Annotated in this window: 12 protein-coding genes; 8 read left to right on the top strand and 4 right to left on the bottom strand. The window is 70.0% G+C overall.

Annotated features, from left to right (window positions below):
• Positions 1-205: 205 nt before the first annotated feature.
• Both SSPN_RS0121345 and SSPN_RS0121340 read right to left on the bottom strand, forming a co-directional pair.
• A complete protein-coding gene (locus SSPN_RS0121345) occupies positions 206-409 on the bottom strand; it encodes a cold-shock protein (RefSeq protein WP_010308477.1) in 204 nt (67 codons plus the stop codon).
• Positions 410-631: 222 nt separating this feature from the next.
• The gene (locus tag SSPN_RS0121340) at positions 632-1,315 is read right to left on the bottom strand and encodes a TIGR00266 family protein (protein ID WP_010308472.1); all 684 of its coding nucleotides are present in this window, start codon (positions 1,313-1,315) and stop codon (positions 632-634) included.
• 310 nt (positions 1,316-1,625) lie between these two features.
• On the opposite strand from SSPN_RS0121340, the gene moeA reads away from it, so the two are divergent.
• The 5 genes from moeA (at position 1,626) to SSPN_RS0121315 (ending at position 9,581) form a co-directional block, all read left to right on the top strand.
• Complete coding sequence (gene moeA / locus SSPN_RS0121335) at positions 1,626-2,870, top strand: molybdopterin molybdotransferase MoeA (RefSeq protein ID WP_010308469.1); 1,245 nt, start codon at positions 1,626-1,628, stop codon at positions 2,868-2,870.
• 101 nt (positions 2,871-2,971) lie between these two features.
• Complete coding sequence (locus SSPN_RS0121330) at positions 2,972-4,942, top strand: M48 family metallopeptidase (protein WP_010308467.1); 1,971 nt, start codon at positions 2,972-2,974, stop codon at positions 4,940-4,942.
• Between the two features lie 527 nt (positions 4,943-5,469).
• Positions 5,470-6,192: a phosphatidylserine decarboxylase gene (locus SSPN_RS0121325; RefSeq protein WP_010308464.1), complete on the top strand. Its 723-nt coding sequence runs from the start codon at positions 5,470-5,472 to the stop codon at positions 6,190-6,192.
• Positions 6,189-7,130: a CDP-diacylglycerol--serine O-phosphatidyltransferase gene (gene pssA / locus SSPN_RS0121320; RefSeq protein WP_010308461.1), complete on the top strand. Its 942-nt coding sequence runs from the start codon at positions 6,189-6,191 to the stop codon at positions 7,128-7,130. Before SSPN_RS0121325 ends, pssA begins: the two co-directional genes overlap by 4 nt.
• A gap of 249 nt (positions 7,131-7,379) precedes the next feature.
• Complete coding sequence (locus SSPN_RS0121315; protein WP_029535580.1) at positions 7,380-9,581, top strand: AAA family ATPase; 2,202 nt, start codon at positions 7,380-7,382, stop codon at positions 9,579-9,581.
• 57 nt (positions 9,582-9,638) lie between these two features.
• Here SSPN_RS0121315 and SSPN_RS0121310 read toward each other — a convergent pair whose 3' ends face one another.
• Together SSPN_RS0121310 and SSPN_RS62805 are read right to left on the bottom strand one after the other, a co-directional pair.
• Positions 9,639-10,268 (bottom strand): LytR C-terminal domain-containing protein, encoded by a 630-nt coding sequence (locus tag SSPN_RS0121310; protein WP_010308455.1) that lies wholly within the window; start codon positions 10,266-10,268, stop codon positions 9,639-9,641.
• Entirely contained in the window at positions 10,268-10,723 is a 456-nt protein-coding gene (locus SSPN_RS62805; RefSeq protein WP_010308451.1) for a DUF3263 domain-containing protein, read from the bottom strand. Before SSPN_RS62805 ends, SSPN_RS0121310 begins: the two co-directional genes overlap by 1 nt.
• Positions 10,724-10,893: 170 nt before the next feature.
• On the opposite strand from SSPN_RS62805, the gene SSPN_RS0121300 reads away from it, so the two are divergent.
• From SSPN_RS0121300 to thiD, 3 genes are all read left to right on the top strand, one after another.
• A complete protein-coding gene (locus SSPN_RS0121300) occupies positions 10,894-11,472 on the top strand; it encodes a peptide deformylase (RefSeq protein ID WP_010308446.1) in 579 nt (192 codons plus the stop codon).
• Positions 11,473-12,074: 602 nt separating this feature from the next.
• Complete coding sequence (thiC, locus tag SSPN_RS0121295) at positions 12,075-13,724, top strand: phosphomethylpyrimidine synthase ThiC (protein WP_044574719.1); 1,650 nt, start codon at positions 12,075-12,077, stop codon at positions 13,722-13,724.
• Between the two features lie 346 nt (positions 13,725-14,070).
• Positions 14,071-14,937, top strand: coding sequence for a bifunctional hydroxymethylpyrimidine kinase/phosphomethylpyrimidine kinase (gene thiD / locus SSPN_RS0121290; RefSeq protein ID WP_010308438.1), 867 nt, complete (start codon positions 14,071-14,073; stop codon positions 14,935-14,937).
• Positions 14,938-14,952: the final 15 nt, after the last annotated feature.

Here is a 14,952-nt window from a genome sequence, read left to right as displayed (position 1 = left end):
GAGATCACGCCCGTCTTTCGGTTCGGCAACACCGTCTCGGGTTCGCCCACACCGTGACTAGTTCGATTCCGGACCGCCGAACGCGCCACGGCCCGGCCCCCACCCAGAGGAACCGGGCCGTGCGCATGACGTTCTTTTGTGAAGTGGCGGGAGCCGATCGCGGTGCGGGCTCGGCTCGCACGCCGCGCGGCCGGGCCCCATTTCCTCAGACCTTGCGGACTCCGTCTGCTTGGGTGCGGCCGTCACGTCCCGCTCTCACTTCGAATTCCACCCGATCGCCTTCGGAAAGGGTTCGGAAACCAGCCATGTTGATCGCGGAGTAATGGACGAACACATCAGATCCACCGTCCGTTGCGATGAATCCGTAGCCCTTCTCCGAGTTGAACCATTTGACCGTGCCGACCGCCACGGCGTCCTCCTCATGAAAAGTGATGCACGACGCGGCAAGCGTCGCTGGAGCAACGGCCACGCTACCCCAGAAATTGGGCCTCGTCGCGGGTTCGGCAATGCGACTTTTCCGTTAAACGATGGGCCGAACGGGTGTCATCGGCGGCCACGTTCAGTTATCGGAGTGAAAACGACCTCGCGAATTCCTCCGAATGAACGAGTCCATTTGCGCTCTTGGCGAAATTCAGGAACGAGCGCCTAGTCCATTCGACTGCAACCAGGTGACGAGTCCTCGGGGATTGCGAGTTTGGGTCAACACCTGGCCGGGCCCCGCGAAATCGAACACCAGACCTTCACCGCTCTTGAGCGACTGCACCACGCCCTGGTTCATCTGCCGCAATCGGCTCTGCACCGTATCGGCGTAGGCCACCACGTGGCCGGTGTCGATCGTGACGTACTCGCCGGGCTGCAGCGTCACCACGTCCAGCGCGCCGTAGCAGGACACCACCACCGGGCCCTGGCCGACGACGTGCGTCATGAAGCCGCCTTCGCCGCCGAAGAGGTTCTGGAAGCCGCCCCATTGCGTTTCCAGCTGCACGGTGCTCGCGGAGGCGAGCCAGCAGCCCTTGGTCACGCACCAGCCGACCCGGCCGTCGAGCTCCAGCACGTTCAGGTCGCCGGGCAGGTTCGGCGCCACGTCCACCCAGCCGCCCTGCTGCGGGGCCGTGTAGGTCGACACGAAGAACGACTCGCCGCCGAGCGCCGCGCGGGCCAGCGACTTAAGGAAGCCGCCCTGTGCGCGAGCCTCGACGGTCACGCCGTAGCTGGTGGCGAGCATCGCGCCGGATTCGACCTGCGCCGGTTCGCCCGGGGCGAGCAGCAGCCGGGCCACCCCGAACGACGGCGTGTGACGGGTGCGAACCTGCACGGCAACCTCCTGTCTCTGGCATCGCACGGGCCGGAAGCGCGCCAGCTCGGGCTGGCCACCCACCGTCGGGCAAGCGATGCCAGCCGCTTTCCACCACGCGAGCGAGGTGAGCTGCGGGTTCCCAGACGTCTTCTCGCAAGGGAGCCCCGACGTGGCGCACCGGACATGAGTCGGGAATCCCGGAGTCGAGAAGGCGTCTGAAGTTCCGCTGCGAGACCACCTACGCAGAACGACCCACGCTCTCCCCGAGAGTCTGCCACGCACGATCATTGCGACGATTCGCACGCCGGTAGGGACAGCAGGGGTGTCGATGACCGATGATCTGGGCGTGTCGCACGGAACCGGAACCCCCGCCCTGACCGCGGTCGCCGACCACCAGTCGAAGATCGCCGCCTTGCTCGCCCCGACCCCGGTGGCGGCGAAACCGCTGGCGGACTGCCTGGGCCTGGCCCTCGCCGCGGACCTGGCCGCACCGATCTCGCTGCCGCCGTTCGACAACTCCGCGATGGACGGCTACGCCATCCGCTCCGTCGACCTGGCCGGTGCGACCCCGGAGCAGCCGGTGCGGCTGCCGGTCCACGAGGACATCCCGGCGGGCCGGGTCGACGCGCCGCCGCTGCAGCCCGGCACCGCGCACCGGATCATGACCGGCGCCCAGATGCCGCCGGGCGCGGACGCGGTGATCCCGGTGGAACGCACCGATGGCGGAATCGAGCAGGTGCGGGCGTTTGCCTCGGTGCAGCCGGGGGCGCACGTGCGGCGCGCGGGCGAGGACGTCTCGGTCGGCGCCACGGTGCTCACGGCTGGCACGACGCTGGCGCCCGCGCAGCTGGGTGTCGCGGCGGCCCTTGGGGTTTCGGAGCTGCCCGTGCACCGGCCGGTCCGGGTGCTGTTGCTGTCCACCGGTTCGGAGCTGGTCGCCCCCGGGACCGAGCTGCAGCCGGGGCAGATCTACGAATCCAACGGCTTGATGCTGGCCGCCGCGGTGCGCGAAGCGGGCGGCGAGGCGACGCTGCTGCGGTTCGTCCCGGACGACGTCGACGCCTTCCACGCCGCGCTCGCCCCGCACCTGGCCACCACTGATCTGCTGATCACCTCCGGCGGTGTCAGCGCCGGGGCCTACGAGGTCGTCAAGGACGCGCTCACCGGGACCGGCGTCGAGTTCACCAAGGTCGCGATGCAGCCCGGGATGCCGCAGGGCTGCGGCCGCTACCGCGGCGGCGTGGCCGTGGTGACGCTGCCGGGCAACCCGGTCAGCGCGATGGTTTCGTTCGAGGTCTTCGTGCGGCCCGCGCTGCGCGCCGCGGCGGGGCACCACGTCACCCGCCGTCCGGCGCGGCAGGCGACGCTCGTCGAACCGCTGTCCGCGCCGGCCGGCAAGCGGCAGTACCGCAGGGGCCGGTTCGACCCGGCCACCGGCACCGTCACACTGCAGGGCGCGCCCGGCTCGCACCTGCTGGCGGGCCTGGCCAAGGCGAACTGCCTGCTGGAGGTCCCCGAGGACGTGACCGAACTCGCCGCGGAGTCCACAGTGGACGTGACGCTGCTGGATTGAGCGGGAACGCGGCGAGCCCGAAGATCACCTTGTTGACGGATCGCCGTGCTTTCCCCGAGACTGCACCACCATCCCGACCCACCCCTCCGGAGTGCTGCACCGTGCGTGGCCCCTGGCGCGCCGCCCTGGCGCTGGCGTTGCACATTGGATTCTTCCTCGCGCCGATCGCGCTGGTCCTCGGACTGCTCGCGATCGCGGCGCTCACCTTCCGATACGACCAGGGCGGCGGGGCGAAGGCCGCGCTCGCTGCGGTCGCGGTCGGCGCGATCTTCGCGATCGGCCTGCGCGCCGTGCTGCGCAACCGGGTGCGGCCGCGCGGCGTCCAGCTGGACCGGACCGAGCAGCCGCAGCTGTGGCGAATGGCGGAGTCGATCGCCGCCGCCGCCGACGCCCCGGTGCCCGACGAAATCCGCATCACCTCCGAGCCGAACGCGACCATCCGCGAGGACACCGCGCTGCTCGGCCTGCGCACCCGCACCCGGTACCTGGAGCTCGGGCTGCCGCTGCTGGCCGCGCTCAACGCCAGCGAGCTGCGGGCCGTGGTGGCGCACGAGCTCGGCCGGTTGACCGGCCGAAACCGGCTGACCGTGACGGCCTACCGCGCGTCGGCTAGCGTCGAGCGCACCGTCGCGGGCCTCACCGGCGGCCCAGCCAAGTGGCTGTTCACCCGCTACGCCCGGCTGTTCACCGCGATCGCCGCCACCACCACCGGCCACGACCTGGAGCTGGCCGCCGACGCCATCGCGGTCCGGGAAGGCGGCACCCGCACGGCCGTCACCGCGCTGCGCAAGGCGATCGCCATCGAGATCGGCTGGCAGGAGTACGCCGACGACTACCTCAGCATGGCCAAGTCGGTCGGCCACGCGCCGGACGTTCTGCTGGGCTTCCGGTCTTTCATGGAGCACCCGGCGCGCAAGCCGCAGCTCGCCGAGCGCGTCAAGCAGGCCATCGCTGAGGGGGCCGACGGCAGCCGTACGCGCCCGCCCGCGCGCAAGCGCATCGAGGCGATGAAGCGGATCAAGGTGGGCAACAAGGAGCTCGACGACCGGCCCGCGTTCGCCATGCTGCGCAACCCGCGCAAGAGCGTGCCCGAGCTCGAAGACCGCCTGATGGTCGAAGGCCTCAAGCGGCGGCTCGCGTGGCCGGAACTGGCCCGGCTGGCCGGCGCCGCGCACGTCGCCGAGCGGGCCGCGCTGCTGAGCTCCGCCGCGGCGCAGAGCGGCCTGCCGGTGGAGCCGACGATCGTCGGCATCCTGCCCGCCATACACCGCGGCCAGGGCCACGACCTGATCAACCCGGTGCTCAACCCGGGCCTTTGCCCGGAACGCATCGACGAGGCGGCGGTCGACACGCTGACCGAACTGCTCGGCTGCGCCGTCGTGGACGCGCTGATCTGCGCCCGGCGGGCGCACCACGAACTGGACTGGGGCGGCCCGTCGACGGTGCGGCTGGCCAACGGGCAGCCGCTGGACCCCGATCGGCTGGTCCGCCCGGCGGTCGCCGACCCCCGGCTGATCCCGGGGCTGCACCGGGCGCTGGTCGACCTCAAGGTTCCGCTGACCCACGCGCGCCGACCCGCCGCGGAGCCCGAGCCGGCGCTGGCCGGGATCGTCAGCCCGGTGCAGTGCGCCGACCGCAACTACGACCTGCTGGTGACCGACCGGGGCCTGGTGCTGCTGCCCAGTTCGGCCAGCACCACGAAGCGCCTGCTGGCGGGCACCCTCGCCCGGTTCCGCAAGGCCGAGCAGGAGCAGCTCGCCGAGCTGGCCGCGACGCCGATCGGCGAACTCCGGGAGCAGCCCGGCGCGCAGTGGGTGGACAGCCGGGACGTGGCCAGCGCCCGACTGGACCAGGACCGCGCCGGCTGGACCCTGTCGCTGGAGCTGTACCTCGACGAGTACGCGGTGTCCGAACTGGACGACGCCGGCGTGCGCGACGGCGAGGACGGCATGTCCGAGCTTAAGCTGCGCAGCACCGCCGACGGCGTGGAGCACGGCGACCCGTACCGGGGCCTCGGCGAGTTGATGGGGGCGCGGATGAACCTCGACGAACCGGCCTACGCGGATGAGTGAAATTGTCCGAACCTCGATAACTCTGCGTCATGTAACGGTCGGCTCAGGTCCTCCAAAAGCGGCTACGGACTTTTTGTGAACTCAATTACACTAGAAACTGCGTTACGAACCGTCGATCAAATACATCTCCAAGACGTCCGCATGAACCCACTCCATGCTTGCCGGTGGGGCGGACACGCCGAGGACCGTGCGCCGTCGGGGGGTGCACGGACCCGCACCGGGGAGGCCGTTCGACGTCTACGGGGAGACGTCGGACGGTCTCCCCGCCGTTTGCGCGACGTCCGCGGTCCCCAACGCCCTCCTCACCCGAGTGGGTGACATGGGCGTCGTCTTGGCGGTAGCATCCCCGGATCGGGTAAACGCTGGTCAGCAAGGCAGTTCTTGATCAACTGCGCCCCCTGGCGTCGGTTGACCCGAGGCGTCCGCGATGCTGTACCGACGACGGCACCGGTCGGCACCCCGTTCGCTCGGGGACACCCGGCCGAACCGCCGCACCATGACCGCCGACGCAGGGGCGTAACACCTCGATGAGCACCGCGAAAGAACCGAAGAAGAACCCGCTGGCGCACCTCGCCGCGCTGGCCCGCGACACCATCCCGCCGATGCACCCGGCAGGCCGCCCGTTCGTGCTCGGCGCCGCCATCGCGACCCTCCTGCTGCGCCGCCGGTGGCGCCCGGCGGGCGTGCTCGGCGGCATCGTCACCGCGTGGTGCGCGTGGTTCTTCCGCGAGCCCGCCCGCACCACGCCCAGCCGCGAGGGGCTCGCCGTCGCCCCCGCCGACGGCACGATCTCGCACATCGAGCCCGCGGTGCCCCCGGCCGAGCTCGGCCTCGGCGACGAGCCGATGACCCGCATCAGCGCCTTCCTCACGATCTTCGACGTGCACGTCCAGCGGATCCCGCTGAGCGGCAAGATCGAGACCATCGCCTACCGGCCCGGCAAGTTCCTCTCCGCCGACCTGGACAAGGCGAGCGAGGACAACGAGCGCAACTCGATGGTCATCCGCGCCGACGACGGCACCCAGGTCGCGGTGGTGCAGATCGCCGGCCTCGTCGCCCGGCGCATCGTCTGCTCCGTCTCCGAAGGAGACGTGCTACAGGCCGGCAACACCTACGGCCTGATCCGCTTCGGCTCCCGGGTGGACCTCTACGTGCCCACCGGCAGCCGGATCCTGGTTGAGCCCGGCCAGCGCACCATCGGCGGGGAGACCGCCCTCGCCGAGCTATCGCGGGGGAAGCGCGCCTCATGAGCATGCACACCGCGCCCGGGGTCCGGTTGCTGCCCAACGCGATCACCGTGCTAGCGATGTGCGCCGGGCTGTCTGCGGTCCAGTTCGCGCTCAACGGCCAGCTCAAGGGCGCGATCGCGGCCGTCGCGGTCGCGGCCGTGCTCGACGGCCTGGACGGGCGGATCGCCCGGCTGCTCGACGCCACCTCCAAGATGGGTGCCGAACTCGACTCGCTGTCCGACGCGATGTCGTTCGGAGTCGCCCCGGCGTTGACGCTGTACGCGTGGCAGCTGCAGGACAACCGGGCCGGCTGGATCGTCGCGCTGATCTTCGCGGTGTGCATGGTGCTTCGCCTGGCGCGGTTCAACACCCTGCTCGACGACACCGACCAGCCCCCTTACGCCAAGGAGTTCTTCGTCGGGGTGCCCGCCCCGGCCGCCGGGCTGCTCGTGCTGCTGCCACTCGTCCTGACCGCACACTTCGACTACCCGGGTTGGTGGGCGAACCAGAACGTGGTGATGGTCTGGATGGTGCTGATCGCGGCGCTGATGGTCAGCCGCGTTCCGACGCTGTCGCTGAAGACCGTCAAGGTGCCGCCACGGGCCGCCGCGCCGCTGCTGGTGCTGGTGGCGCTGCTGGCGGCGGCGATCATCATGTTCCCGCTGATCTCGCTGGCCATCGCTATGGTGCTCTACCTGCTGCACGTGCCCTACGCGGTCTACCGGCACAACTGGCTGGCCAAGCACCCAGAGGCGTGGGGCGCACCGCCGAGGGAGCGCCGCGCGATCCGGCGGCGCACCCAGCGGAGGCTCGGCCTGCGGCCGCCGCTGCGGCGACGCGTAGCGGGAGCCGCAAGGCGGGTGCGGCTGGCGCGCCGGCACAGCCACCCGGACGGCCCGCGGCGGAGCTGGCGCAGCCTTGAGTTGCGGCGCAGCCGCAACGACGGCGCCCCGCGCTAACGGGCACCGAACCCCGTTGTACCGGGGTTCCCGCAATTTGAATGGAAATCGGACCTCCGATTTCCATTCAAATTGCGGAAGTTGTCCACAGACATCCGGGGTTGTCCACAGGCATCGGTGTGTCGGGTTCCCGACACACCGGTGGTCCGCAGTTTCAATTGAAACTGCGGACCCCACCGCCAGCCCGGAACTGCTCGTCGAAGGCGGAAGGCACCGGTGCCGGGGTGGTGGCGCGGTTAAGCTCGCGGCGTGCCGTCGATAACGTTGACCGCCCGCCTCTCCCCGTCCGCGAAGGACACCCGGCGCGGGGTCGTGCGTCTGCACCCCGAGGTGCTCGACGCCCTGGGGTTGCGGCCGTGGAACGCCGTCCAGCTGACCGGTGCTCGGGTCACCGTCGCGCTGGCCGCTGCAGCCGAGGTCGGCAGTCCAACCGGGATCCTGCTGCTCGACGACGTGGCGTTGATGAACCTCGGCCTCACCGAAGGCTCCGAGGTCGGCGTCTCGCCCGTGCAGGTCGCGGCGGCGAAACGGGTGAGCATCGCGGGCTCGCGGCTGGCCCGCGCCACCGTCTCCCCCGAGACGGTGCGGCTGGCGTTGACCGGCAAGGTCTTCGGCACCGGCGACGCGGTGTCGCTGCTGCCGCAGGACGTCGCGCCGGCGACCACCGCGAACGCCGGCGAGGTGCGCCGGAAGCTCTCCACCGCCATCGGCATGACCTGGACCAACGAGCTGATCACCATCGCCGCCACCGAACCGCCCGGCGCGGTGGCCGTGCAACCGTCCACAGTGGTCGAATGGCGGGACGGCGCGACGCCGGGGACCACCCCGGCCCCGCAAGCCGTACCGCGGCCCGAACCGGCACCGGTCGAGCCGACCGAGCCGGTGGTCCTGGTCGCCGACCTCGTCGGCTCCCGCGACACAGCGAAGCGCCTCACCGAATGGCTACGACTGGCCTTCGAACGGCCCGAGCTGCTGCGCCGCCTCGGTGCCGAACCGCACCTCGGCGTGCTGCTCAGCGGCCCGGCCGGGGTCGGCAAGGCCACCCTCGCCCGCGCCGTGACGAGCTCGATCGGCGCGGACCTCGTCGAATTAGCCGCGCCCAGCGTCGCCGCGCTCGAACCGCGCGCCGCCGCCCAACGCCTGCAGGACGCGATCAACCGCGCCACCACCTCGGAGGGCGACTGCGTGCTGCTGCTGACGGACGTCGAGAGCCTCCTGCCGGGCACCGGGCCGCCGCCGCTGGCCACCGTGGCGCTCGACGCGATCCGCGGCGCGATCGGCACCGACCGGCTCGCCGTGGTCGTCACCAGCTCGCAGCCGCAGGCGATCGACCCCAGGCTGCGCGAACCCGGCCTAGTGGACCGGGAGCTCACCCTCGGCCTCCCCGACGACGCCACCCGCGCGGACCTGCTGCGGGTGCTGCTCCGCAACGCGCCGCTGGCCGACGACGTGCGGCTCGCCGAGGTCGCCGAGCGCGCCCCGGGATTCGTCGTCGCCGACTTGGTCGCGCTGTGCCGGGAAGCCGCCGTCGGCGCCGCGCTGCGGCACCAGGACGACGCCGCGGATCCCCGCATCCGGCAACAGGACCTGCTGGACGCGCTGTCGTCGGTCCGGCCGATCTCGATGTCCACATCGGACAACCTGCAGACCGGCGGGCTGACGCTGGACGACGTCGGCGACATGGCCGAGGTGAAGCAGTCCCTCACCGAGACGGTGCTCTGGCCGTTGCAGTACCCGGACTCGTTCACCCGGCTCGGCGTCGAGCCGCCGCGCGGCGTGCTGCTGTACGGGCCGCCGGGCTGCGGCAAAACGTTCCTGGTGCGGGCCCTGGCAGGCAGCGGGCGGCTGAACGTGCTCGCGGTCAAGGGCGCCGAGCTGATGGACAAGTGGGTCGGCGAGTCCGAGCGAGCGGTCCGCGAGCTGTTCCTGCGAGCCGCGAACGCCGCGCCGACGCTGGTGTTCCTCGACGAGGTGGACGCGCTGGCTCCCCGCCGCGGCCAGTCCTCGGACTCCGGGGTGGCGGACCGGGTGGTCGCCGCGCTGCTGACCGAACTCGACGGCGTGGAGCCGATGCGCGACGTGGTCGTCCTCGGCGCCACGAACCGCCCGGAGCTGGTCGACCCGGCCCTGCTGCGCCCGGGCCGGCTGGAGCGCCTCGTCTACGTCCCGCCGCCGGACGCGGCAGCCCGCGAGGCGATCTTGGGATCCGCGGCGAAGAACACGCCGCTGTCGTCCGATGTGGACCTGGCCGCCCTCGCCGAAGAACTCGGCGGCTACTCCGCCGCCGACTGCGCGGCACTGATCCGCGAAGCGGCCCTGACTGCGATGCGCGAATCCCTTTCCGCAGCGGAGGTTTCCGCAGACCATCTCGCCGCGGCCCGCAAGGCGGTCCGCCCCTCGCTCGACCCGGCCCAGCTCGCGTCCCTGGAGGCTTACGCCCAGCAGAGGTGAAGGGCGGCTGCTACCGACGTAGTTGGTAGCAGCCGCCCTTCACCTCGAACGGGACCGTCACTTGGTGTTGGTGTGGCCCTTGTAGTCGTTGGTGATGATGGCGATCAAGCCCGGCGTGGCGTCCTGGATGCCTTCGAAGCGGGGCTCCGCGCGCGCTCCGAAGCGGACCGCCATCTCCTTTGCCTGCTGCTCCTCGACGGTCCCGGGCCGGAAGTAGATCGTCGTGGTGGGGATCAGGCCAGCCGAGTAGTTGCCGACCTCCGGCACCTCGTAACCGGAGCTCCGGAAGTCCTCCGCGGCTCGGTGCGCCAATCCGCTGATCGTGCTGTTGTTGTAGACCCGCACCAGGATCTTGGTCGTCGGGTGGCCGGAACCAACGGGAGCGTCCTGGTTCTGCGTGCCCTGCGGCGGCGCGGGCGGCGGGCTGTCCTGTGTGGCCGGTGGCGGCGCGACCCGCGACGTGGCGGGCGGCACCACTGCGGACTCGGCGGGCGGGTTCTGGCTCAGCGACATGACCGGCGGGTTGTTGCCCGGTTCCGGGGGCAGCGGCTGGGCGGAATTCGACGCGCCGCCGCCGGAAACCAGCGTGACGATGCCGACGACGCCCGCGATCGCACCGACCCCGATCAGACCGAAGCCGATGATCTTGGCCTTGGCGGGTCCGGTGGACGGTTCCCCTGAAGTCATCAGTGCAACTCGATTCCCAGTCGTTGGGCGGCTCGTGCGCGCTGCCTACCCGCCCTTGCCTTGCGCAGCCTCTTGATCAGCATAGGGTCTTCCTGCGCGGCGGCCGGACTGTCCAGCAACGCGTTCAGCAATTGGTAGTACCGCGACGCGGACATGTCGAACAGCTCGCGGATCGCGCGCTCCTTCTTCACACTCTCGCGCTTCCACCACTGCGACTCGAAGGCCAGGATGCCCCGCGCCCGATCGTTGAGTTCGTCGTCCGGCGCTGGTGGTTGGGGCGGCACCGGCTGGGGCGGCGGTTCCACGATCCGCTCGATCGGCTGGGTGATCGGCTCGGCGAGTCGCAATCGCCGACCGGGTGCCGGATCAGATGTTGCCTGCCGTTGTTGCAGGCGCGCCAGCTGTTCGCACTGACGGGCGATCTCCCGCGCGGTCAGCATTTGGGCGGCGTCCATCTGGCTCCTCGCCTCGCGATTCGGGACTTCCCGCGTTCGCAGGAATCACACGACTGTGATTCCCCCTCAATTACACCATGCCCGGATTCGCGACGGGAGCGGATCACACTGCGAGCAACGCGCGAGAGCACCCCGGCGCAACAGGCGCCGGAAGCGCTAAAGTCCCGCTCATGGCTGTTCACCCGATCTGCGTCGTCGGCGACCCAGTGCTGCACAACCCCACCCGTCCGGTGGAGCGGTTCGACGACGAGCTGCGCGCCCTCGTCGACGACATGTTCGAGACGATGGCCGCCGCCAACGGGGTCGGGCTGGCGGCCAACCAGATCGGCATCGACCTGCGGTTGTTCGTCTACGACTGCCCCGACGACGAGGGCGTCCAGCACCGCGGCGTGGTGGTCAACCCCGAGCTGACGACCTCCGAGATCCCGCAGAGCATGCCCGACCCGGACGACGACTGGGAGGGCTGCCTGTCGGTCCCCGGCGAGTCCTACCCGACCGGCCGGGCGAGCTCGGCGAAGGTCACCGGGTCCGATGTGGACGGAAAGCCGATCGAGATCGAGGGGACCGGTTTCTTCGCCCGCTGCCTGCAGCACGAGACCGACCACCTGGACGGCCACCTCTACCTGGAACGCCTAGTCGGCCGCCACGCCCGCGCGGCGAAGAAGATGTTGCGGCGCAACGGCTGGGGCATTCCCGGCCTGACCTGGGATCCGGCCGAACACGGCGACCCCTTCGCCGATGACGACTGATCCGAATTCCTTGGTACTGAGCATCAGATTGAATGGCAGGAAGTTCGACAACCTTGCCGAAAGGCGCGCGTCAGAGCTCTTGATAGCTCCCGGATTGCGGGTCGGAGTACAACGAAATCTATGGCCCCTCAGCCCAGAAAGCGGTCGATCAACAAATAGAGCGGCACGCCGCCAAGCGCGTATTTTTGAGTTTCGTTTCTCGATCAGTGCGTGCGTTGCTCCGCGACGTGATCTCGACGGCGAGCAGCACCTGATCCGCAACTTACTGGATCACCCGGAGCCCCTGCGCCCAACGCCTCACGCGGGACGACGGCAAGATCGGGCACATAGGTCTCGCCGGTCGCCGGAACGACCACCCCCTGCGCGGGTGTCAACTCCCACTCAACGTTGCGATCGCCCTGGTCAACGAGCCTAACGGCGACCCGCGCTGCCGTCATCGGAGTGAACGGGGGTTGGCAGGTTCGACGGGTCCGGCTAGCCTCGGGCCGCGACAAACCAAAACCGCGGGAGCTCGCACCAAAAGCGGGCTGAGAGGGCGGCTGGAGAACTCCGGGGCCGCCGACCGCACGAACCTGACCGGGTAATGCCGGCGTAGGGAGTGGATGGCAGTGGCCGACGTGCGTCCGAACGCGTCCGAGAACGGAACCCAGATCACCACCGGGCCGATCAGCGGCTCGCGGAAGGTGTTCCGGAACACCGAATCCGGCCTGCAAGTGCCATTCCGCTGCATCGAGCTGACCAACGGCGAGCACCTCGACGTGTACGACACCTCCGGGCCGTATACCGACGAGAACGCCAACATTGACGTCCACAGTGGACTTCAGCGGATGCGGGCGGAGTGGACAGACGGCCGGGAGCACCGGACCCAGCTCGGCTGGGCCAGGGCCGGCGTCATCACTCGGGAGATGGAGTACATCGCGACCCGCGAAGGCGTCCCGGCGGAACTGGTCCGGGACGAGGTGGCCAGCGGCCGGGCGGTGATCCCCGCCAATCGCTGCCACCCGGAGAGCGAGCCGATGATCATCGGCAAGAAGTTCCTGGTGAAGGTCAACGCCAACATCGGCAACTCCGCGGTGACCTCCTCCGTCGAGGAGGAGGTGGAGAAGATGGTGTGGGCCACCAGGTGGGGCGCCGACACCGTCATGGACCTGTCCACCGGCAAGCGGATCCACGAGACCCGCGAGCGGATCCTGCGCAACTCGCCGGTGCCGATCGGCACCGTGCCGATCTACCAGGCGCTGGAGAAGGTCAACGGCGATCCGGCCGAGCTGACCTGGGAGATCTACCGCGACACCGTCATCGAGCAGTGCGAGCAGGGCGTGGACTACATGACCGTGCACGCCGGAGTGCTGCTGCGCTACGTGCCGCTGACCGCGAACCGGGTCACCGGCATCGTGTCCCGGGGCGGCTCGATCATGGCCGCGTGGTGCCTCGCGCACCACCGGGAGAGCTTCCTGTACACGCACTTCAGCGAGCTCTGCGAGATCCTGCGCGACTACGACGTCACGTTCTCCCTCGGTGACGGCCTGCGGCCCGGCTCCATCGCGGACGCCAACGACCGCGCGCAGTTCAGCGAACTGGAAACCCTCGGCGAACTCACCCACATCGCCCGGGAACACGACGTGCAGGTGATGATCGAGGGTCCGGGGCACGTCCCGATGCACAAGATCGTCGAGAACGTGCGGCTGGAAGAGGAGCTGTGCGGCGAGGCGCCGTTCTACACGCTCGGGCCGCTGACCACCGACATCGCCCCCGCCTACGACCACATCACCTCCGGCATCGGCGCGGCGATGATCGCCCAGGCGGGCACCGCGATGCTCTGCTACGTCACCCCGAAGGAGCACCTGGGGCTGCCCAACCGCGACGATGTGAAGACCGGCGTGATCACCTACAAGATCGCCGCACACGCCGCCGACCTGGCCAAGGGCCACCCGCGCGCGCAGGAGCGGGACGACGCGCTGTCCACGGCGCGGTTCGAGTTCCGCTGGACGGACCAGTTCAACCTGTCGCTGGACCCGGACACCGCGCGCGAGTTCCACGACGAGACGCTGCCCGCCGAACCGGCCAAGACGGCGCACTTCTGCTCGATGTGCGGGCCGAAGTTCTGCTCGATGAAGATCACCCAGGACGTCCGCAGGTTCGCCGAGGAGCGCGGCCTGACGAGCGTCGAGGCGATCGAAGCTGGCATGCAGAAGAAGTCCGAGGAGTTCGCGGGCGCCGGCGGCAAGGTCTATCTCCCGCTCGCCGACTAGATCCGCGACCGTGTTCCAGCCTCGCCCTGCGTGTCGATGCAGGTAGCGGAACCTCAGACGCCGCCTGGACTCCGGGATCCCCGATTCGTGTATGACCAAATACGCGGCTTCGGGGCTGTCCTCGCCAGGCGACGTCTGAGAACCCGCGGCGGTGTAAGTGTCGTAGGTCCGCTAAGCGCCTCGGGCGCATCAAGAAGAAAAAAACTGGGAGGCTGTTTCCACAGGTCATTGGCCGCGAGTGCTTTTGGGCGCCATAGCGTCTGCAAGCACTCACGGTGGCTGGCCTGCGGAAACATTGCCTCGCACCCCGGAAGATCGGTAGGAGCCGGGCCGTAACATGAGGTGGATGCACGAGATCTCGGCCGGGCACGAAGCTCGGCCCGCGAACGACACCGCACCTCCAACCGCGTTGACCATCGCCGGATCGGATTCCGGCGGCAGCGCCGGGATGCACGCGGACCTGCGCACCTTCTTCGCCTGCGGCGTGCACGGCACGACCGCGGTCACCGCGGTGACCGTGCAGAACACCGTCGGCGTCACCGGCCTGGTGGAGATCCCGCCGGAGACCGTCGCCGCACAGGTCGACGCGGTCGCTTCGGACATCGGTGTGGACGCGGCAAAGACCGGGGTGCTCGCCTCGGCCGCCACCATCGAGGCCGTGCTGGACGCCTGCGACAAGCACGGCATCGGCCGCGAAGGCCGCACGCCGTTCGTCGTGGACCCGGTCGCGGCCTCCCGCAGCGGCGAGCCGCTGCTGCGCCCGGACGCGTTGGATGCCTTGCGGTATAAGGCTTTTCCGCGCGCCACGCTGGTCACGCCGAACCTCGACGAGGTCCGGCTGCTGACCGGGATCGACGCCCACACCCGCGCGGACCTGCTGGACGCCGCCAAGGCCATCTTCGACTTCGGCCCGCAGTGGGTGCTGGTGAAGAGCGGTCACCTGGCCAACGACCCGGAGTGCGTCGACGTGCTCTTCGACGGTAATGAGGCGATCCCGCTGCCCGGCCCCCGCTACGCGACGGTGCACACCCACGGCGCGGGCGACGTGTTCGCCTCGGCGATCACGGCCGCTTTGGCGAAGGGCGCCTCGATGCCGGACGCGGTGCGCAGCGGCAAGCGGTTCGTCACCCGCAGCGTCTCGCACGCGTACCCGCTCGGGGCCGGGGTGGGCCCGGTGTCGACGTTCTGGCGCGTCAGTCCCCGCTCCTTCTGAAACCCCCAACCGTCC

This window comes from Saccharopolyspora spinosa NRRL 18395, assembly GCF_000194155.1.
GTDB lineage: Bacteria > Actinomycetota > Actinomycetes > Mycobacteriales > Pseudonocardiaceae > Saccharopolyspora > Saccharopolyspora spinosa.
Note: the sequence above shows the minus strand (reverse complement) of the source record. Positions and strands in the feature narration are given on the sequence as shown.

Excerpts from the sequence above, each read along its gene's own strand:
- moeA (WP_010308469.1), top strand. The coding sequence starts at position 1,626 with ATGACCGATGATCTGGGCGTGTCGCACGGAACCGGAACCCCCGCCCTG.
- SSPN_RS0121325 (WP_010308464.1), top strand. The coding sequence starts at position 5,470 with ATGAGCACCGCGAAAGAACCGAAGAAGAACCCGCTGGCGCACCTCGCC.
- pssA (WP_010308461.1), top strand. The coding sequence starts at position 6,189 with ATGAGCATGCACACCGCGCCCGGGGTCCGGTTGCTGCCCAACGCGATC.
- SSPN_RS0121310 (WP_010308455.1), bottom strand. The coding sequence starts at position 10,268 with ATGACTTCAGGGGAACCGTCCACCGGACCCGCCAAGGCCAAGATCATC.
- SSPN_RS62805 (WP_010308451.1), bottom strand. The coding sequence starts at position 10,723 with ATGGACGCCGCCCAAATGCTGACCGCGCGGGAGATCGCCCGTCAGTGC.
- SSPN_RS0121300 (WP_010308446.1), top strand. The coding sequence starts at position 10,894 with ATGGCTGTTCACCCGATCTGCGTCGTCGGCGACCCAGTGCTGCACAAC.
- thiC (WP_044574719.1), top strand. The coding sequence starts at position 12,075 with ATGGCAGTGGCCGACGTGCGTCCGAACGCGTCCGAGAACGGAACCCAG.
- thiD (WP_010308438.1), top strand. The coding sequence starts at position 14,071 with ATGCACGAGATCTCGGCCGGGCACGAAGCTCGGCCCGCGAACGACACC.